Genomic DNA, 5633 nt, shown 5'->3' with positions numbered 1-5633 from the left:
GTCGGTGTGGGGGCTGTGGGGGCAAAAGCTGCTGCTCGTTGGTGGTTCGGGGACGATCGGCGCGGGAGGGCGGGGGCGGTGGGACGTCTGCGCCCTCCTCTGTGTGCATTCCCGCCCCCTGTCCAGTCTTGCCGCTCACCACCGAGGCTCAACCTCTTGGCGTTCGGGCCTCAGCCTCTCAGCCTCTTAGCGCTCAGCCTTGCAGCGGGATAGCACCGATCGGCTCCGTGGTGGGCTGCTGCGAGCCGCCCGTGGGCTCGACACTCAGCGCGATCGCCGTGGACCCCTGGGGGTCCCCCGAGAGCTGCGCGTCGGTTCCGGCATCGGCGAGCACCCCGGCGGAGTCCACGCCGCCGTCCGGTCGGACGTACCACGCCTGGTAGACTTGGCCCTCCTCCAGTTCCGGCAGCTCGGCACCCAGCAACACGGCACCGTCCCGCTCCTGCGACGTGACCACCGTGACCTGCACACCCTCGACCGTGGCCTCATGCTCCACGGCGTCGGCCGCCTGGACCACCTCCTGGGCCGGGGTCAGGTCCTCCTCCAGCAGGCTCCAGATGCCCCATCCGCCGACGGCGATCAACCCGGCCGCGGCCGCACCGGCCAGCCAGCGGGCGGCACGCCCCGAGCGCCGCATCGGCCGCACGACCGCGGCCTCCTGGGCCACCTCGTCCAACAGCCGATCCCGCAACTGGGGCGGCGGAGCGACCTCCAGGCCCTCGCTGAGCTGGGCCGCGGTGTCGGCGTAGTCCGCGAGCTCGCCGACACAGGAGGGACAGTCACGCAGGTGGTCCTCCACCAGCGCGCGCTCCTGCTCGTCCACCGCGTCGAGGGCGAACGCGGCGAGCAGGTCCTCGACGTGGGACTTGGTGTCCTCAGCGCTCATCGCGCACCTCCCGTCTGATCTCGTAGCTTGCGCAACCCGTCACGGATCCGGGTCTTCGCCGTCCCCAGGGGCACACCGAGCCGCTCAGAGACCTCCTGGTGGGTGAGCCCCTCGAAGTAGGCCAGCTCCAGCGCCTCCTGATGCGGCGGGCCCAGCTCCTTCACGGCGGAGCGGACCCCTTGGCCCTGCAGTCTGTCTTCGACGGCCTCCGCAGTCGGATCGGGTGTCGGACGGTCAGCACGGGATTCGTAGGCCTGGTCGCGGTCGGATTGGGACTGCGCCGAACGCACCCGGTCGATCGCCCGGCGGTGCCCGAGCGTCAGCAGCCAGGACAGCGCACTGCCCCGGTGGGCATCGAAGCGCCCGGCGCTGCGCCATACCTGCAGATAGACCTCCTGGGTGACCTCCTCAGCCTGCGCGACGTCCCGCAGGACACGCACCACCAGACCGTGCACCCGCGCACTGGTCAGGTCGTAGAGCTCGGCGAACGCCTCCTGGTCACCGTCCGCGGTCGCCGAGAGCAACCCCGCGAGGTTGGGGTCGGACGACGCTGGCATGGATCCCATCATGAACCACATTACGCCGACGGCAGAACCAGACACATTCGGCCGGTGTGCCGCGTTGACCGATCACGGTGGCGTGCTTCACTGGATGCCACCTCGGACGTTCCGAGCAGGTCACGTCCGCCCGACAGATGCACCGTATGGAGAGGAGCACAGACGTGAACGCCACCCTGGCACCCGAACTGAACGCCGCCGATCGGTGCGACCGCTGCGGAGCGCAGGCCTTCGTGCGCGCTCGAATCGGCGACGACCTGGAGCTGCACTTCTGCGCTCACCACGGTCGTGAGCACCTCGACAAGCTGCGCAACCTTCAGGACGTCCAGATCACGGACGAGTCGCACCGGTTGCGCGAGGACGAGGACCCCGCCGCGCGCTGACCCGCTCCGTCAGGGCTGCACGCTGCGGCCCTGTCGGCTCGAGGACTGACAGACTCTCCTCGTGAGCGCCATCGTCCTCGTCTGCGCCGGCTTCATGTTGGTGGGCCTGGTCGGTGTGGTGCTGCCGGTGATGCCCGGCCTGCTGCTGATCTGGGTTGGGGTGCTGCTGTGGGCGCTGACCGAGGGTGGCGCTGCGGCATGGTGGGTCGTGGGGATTGTCACGGCCCTGTATGCCGTGGGCGCCGTGGTGGAGTACCTCGTCCCGGGACAGCGGATGCGGCGGGCCGGGGTGCGCACCAGCACCCTGGTGCTTGCCGTGGTCGTCGCGATCGCCCTCGGAATCCTGATCCCGGTGATCGGGGCCCTCCTCGGGTTCCCGCTGGGAATCTACCTGGTGCAGCGGGTGCGCCGCGACTCCCACGAGGATGCTTGGCGAGCCACCGGTCACGCGCTGCGGGCGATCGGGCTCAACATTCTGATCGAGCTGGCGACGGCTCTGCTGATGATTGCGACCTGGGTCGCGGCCCTCTGGCTGTTGTGAGGCGTGGCTGAGGGGACGTGGCCGACGAGGCTGAGAGGACGTGCGCGGGTCGGGCTCAGCGAGGCCCGTCGTCGCGCCGCTTCTCCCACCGCTGCTCCATGCGCTGCATAAAGGAGCCGCTTGATTTCTCCGAGGACCTGCCCTTCTTGGGCACAACCCCCTTGACTGCGGTCGATCCTCCGGGTGACACCGTGCCGTCCGGCTGGACCGCGCCCAGCTGGGCCCCCTGAGGACGGGGGGAGAAGATCAGCGCGCCGCCGAGCACCATGGCTCCGAAGCCGAGCCCACCCAACCAGATCATCTGCTGTGTCACAGCCAGAATGACCAGACCGAGTCCGGCGATGACCAGGAGGGTGCCGACGACGGCGCGTCGCCGGGTGGCGGTGCCTCCCCGATTGCTTTTGAGATTGGAGGCGAACCGCGGGTCCTCAGCGTAGAGCGCCTGCTCCATCTGCTCCAGGACGCGCTGCTCATGGTCGGAAAGCGGCACGGGAACCTCCGAATACTCAAAGTCGGACCGTCGTCACGATCCGTAGGTGGGCGAACACCAGCGTCGACGACGACGTCCTCGACGGCAGTGTCCTCGACTCAATGTCCTGACACCAGGATAAGTCGTAAACGCACGAAGCACTACCGGGGGTTCCCATCGAACTCGCTGCGGCGAGTCAGACCGACGAGGCTCGCCGGCCTGACGGCACCTTGACCGAACCGTGAGGCAGCCCGGTCCATGGCGCGCTCGGCGTCGCGCCAGCCGTGCACCGGGGCGTCCAGCCGATGCTGCAGGGGCGTCTGGGCCCCCGCGGTCAGGCCCTCGACTCGCACCCCCAGCAGCCGGATCCGGGGCCGCTGCAGCCCGAGTGCGGCATAGGCACGGCATGCCGTGTCATGGATCTCGTGGGTCACGTCGGTGGGGGCTCGCAGGGTGCGGGAGCGCGTGATGGTGGTGAAGTCGGAGAAGCGCACAGTCAGCACGACCGTGCGTCCCAGCATCCCGGCGTGCCGCATGCGGGTCGCCGTGCGGTCACTGAGCCGGAGCAGCTGACGCCGGATCAGCTCCGGGTCGGCGATGTCGTGCGCGAAGGTCTCGGAGCTGCCGACACTGCGCTCCGTCCGGGCCGGGGTCACCGGGTGCAGCGATGCGTCGGTGCCCCAGGCCAGGGTATGCAGGCGCTCGGCGGCGGCGCGGCCGAGCGCCCGCCGCAGGGTGGCCAGCGGCAGATGGGCGAGGTCGGCGACGGTGTGCAGACCCAGCCGGTGCAGCTCGGCCTCGGTGGCCTCCCCCACCCCCCAGAGTGCACCGACCGGCATGGGATGCAGGAACGGCACCACCTCGTGCGGGGGCACCAGGCAGACACCGTCGGGCTTGGCCGCACGCGAGGCGATCTTGGCCACCGCCTTGCTCGCGGCGCCACCGACGGAGCAGGTGATCTGTTGCTCGTCGGCGACGGTGTCACGGATCCACTGGGCGATCTGCGCCGGGGGCCCCAGCCGTCGACGGGCACCGGAGACCTCGAGGAAGGCCTCCTCCATCGAGACCGGCTCCACCACGGGAGTCACCACTGCGAAGATCGCCATCACCGCCTCCGAGGCCCGGGCGTAGGCGTCGTAGTCGGGTGGCAGCACGCTGGCCGTGGGGCACAGTCGCCGGGCTCGCGCCATGGGCATCCCGGAGCGCACGCCGAAAGCCCGGGCCGGGTAGGTGGCCGACAGCACCACGCTGCGCCAGCCGCCGCCGATGATGACCGGTTGGTCGCGCAGGTCGGGGTGGGCGATGAGGGACACCGAGGCGTAGAACGCGTCCATGTCCACGTGCAGCACGGTGCAGCCGAGGCCCTCGGATCCTTCGGCCCCCTTCACCTCGGACGGCTGCACGTCGGCTGCACCGGAGGCTGTTGCTGCGCGACGGTGTGCTGACTCACCATCCGGAGCTCCCGGGGCTGGAGTGCCACAGCTTGCCGACCGCACGGCGCTCCCGTGCTCCGGTGCCCGCGGGGGCGACATCGGCATAGGGCGACTGTCGGAACCCGGAGGCGTGCACCAGGACCCGGCGCCCCGCCTGCGCACCCTCACCCGCCGCCCCGGCGAGCGCCTCCTGCTCGGCCCGGTCCATGACTGCACGGACCGCCTCGATGCCCTCGGTGTCGTAGACGTGGGCCAGGTGGGTCATCTCCCAGGCGGCGGTGGCCCGCACGGAGCGACCCCGTGGCCCGGTGCGCCGCAGCACGCCGCGCACGACCAGCAGCCAGGAGTGGAAGACGAGGCCGGCGTAGGGGCCCTGGACGTCCTCGAAGAACGTGGCGTCGCTGGGACCGGTGCCGTCGTCGAGGGTCAGGAAGACCACCCGGCGCCCGGACCGCACCGGCGGTGTCTGAGTGGCCACCTTGGCGCCGGCGATGAGCACCTCGGCGTGGTTGCGGCGCTCCAGCAGCCGGTCGGCCGGCGTCACCCCCAGCTCCTGCAGCATCGGCCGGTAGGTCGTCGTCACGTGCGCGCTGACATCCATGCCGAGCACCTCGAGCTCGGCCGTCGTCTGCTCCTGGGGGGTCATCTCGGGCAGACCACTGCCGATGTGCACCCTGGGCTCGTCACCCAGGTCCAGTGCCAGCTGGGTGGCAGCGGCCGGTCGGGCGTGCCAGCTGCGGGTGCCCTGGGACTGGGCGACGGTCCGGGCCGCGACCTCACCGGCACCGACGTCGTCGACGCGGGCTGCTGACTCGGCGCGGTGGTCGACAGGTTCGCCGAGGGCCGGCGGAGGGGCCTGTCCCCCTCGCCCGGTGCCCCCTCGTCCCGTGCTCCCTCGACGGCTCCGCCCTCCACCAGCACCGCCGCGGCTCTGCCTGCTCCACCGGTCCAGCTCGGCGACGTGCAGCAGCAGGTCGCGCCGGGTCGGACCGCTGCGGCGCACGCCTCGCCCGGCCCCGACCGCGTGCAGCTCGTCGAAGGCCCCGGCCAGCACCAGCCGCTCGACGACCGGACGGCTCACCCGGGCCCGCTGCCAGAAGTCGGCGAGATCGGAGTAGCACTGGCCGGCCACGATCCGGATCACCTCCTCCTCACTGATGCCCTTGACCTCGGCGAGGGAGAGCCGGATGCCGTAGCCGCCGGCCCGCCGCTCGATCCTGGCCATCTCGGCATCCACCCGGCCGACGTCGGTCGGCCGGCCGACGCGGGTCGGCCAGGCAACGTCAGTCGGGTCGAAAAGAGGCGGACCCTCAAGAAAAAACGGGTGCGGCGGAACGCGGTGCGCCACAACCCCGCACACTGGG

The 5633-nt window shown here is 71.0% G+C and carries 7 protein-coding genes; 2 read left to right on the top strand and 5 right to left on the bottom strand.

All coding sequences use genetic code 11. From position 1 onward, the window contains the following. Window positions 1-193: 193 nt before the first annotated feature. On the bottom strand, window positions 194-886 hold the full coding sequence (locus ACR2FV_RS01245) for an anti-sigma factor (protein ID WP_434013912.1): 693 nt from the start codon (window positions 884-886) through the stop codon (window positions 194-196). Continuing rightward, the gene (gene sigK / locus ACR2FV_RS01240; protein WP_434013911.1) at window positions 883-1443 is read right to left on the bottom strand and encodes an ECF RNA polymerase sigma factor SigK; all 561 of its coding nucleotides are present in this window, start codon (window positions 1441-1443) and stop codon (window positions 883-885) included. Before sigK ends, ACR2FV_RS01245 begins: the two co-directional genes overlap by 4 nt. A 164-nt stretch (window positions 1444-1607) precedes the next feature. On the opposite strand from sigK, the gene ACR2FV_RS01235 reads away from it, so the two are divergent. Then, window positions 1608-1826, top strand: coding sequence for a DUF7455 domain-containing protein (locus tag ACR2FV_RS01235; protein WP_434013910.1), 219 nt, complete (start codon window positions 1608-1610; stop codon window positions 1824-1826). Between the two features lie 61 nt (window positions 1827-1887). Then, complete coding sequence (locus ACR2FV_RS01230) at window positions 1888-2367, top strand: DUF456 domain-containing protein (RefSeq protein ID WP_434013909.1); 480 nt, start codon at window positions 1888-1890, stop codon at window positions 2365-2367. Window positions 2368-2422: 55 nt separating this feature from the next. Here ACR2FV_RS01230 and ACR2FV_RS01225 read toward each other — a convergent pair whose 3' ends face one another. From ACR2FV_RS01225 to ACR2FV_RS01215, 3 genes are all read right to left on the bottom strand, one after another. After that, window positions 2423-2857: a DUF3040 domain-containing protein gene (locus ACR2FV_RS01225; protein WP_434013908.1), complete on the bottom strand. Its 435-nt coding sequence runs from the start codon at window positions 2855-2857 to the stop codon at window positions 2423-2425. Window positions 2858-2997: 140 nt separating this feature from the next. Beyond that, window positions 2998-4239: a DNA polymerase IV gene (dinB, locus tag ACR2FV_RS01220; RefSeq protein ID WP_434013907.1), complete on the bottom strand. Its 1242-nt coding sequence runs from the start codon at window positions 4237-4239 to the stop codon at window positions 2998-3000. Window positions 4240-4282: 43 nt separating this feature from the next. Beyond that, window positions 4283-5633: OB-fold nucleic acid binding domain-containing protein (locus ACR2FV_RS01215; protein WP_434013906.1), on the bottom strand; the 1351-nt coding region annotated here is incomplete at its 5' end.

Origin of the sequence: Ornithinimicrobium sp., assembly GCF_051004135.1 — a bacterium.
In the GTDB taxonomy this organism is placed as follows: domain Bacteria; phylum Actinomycetota; class Actinomycetes; order Actinomycetales; family Dermatophilaceae; genus Ornithinicoccus.
This window is presented reverse-complemented; position numbering and strand designations above follow the sequence as displayed.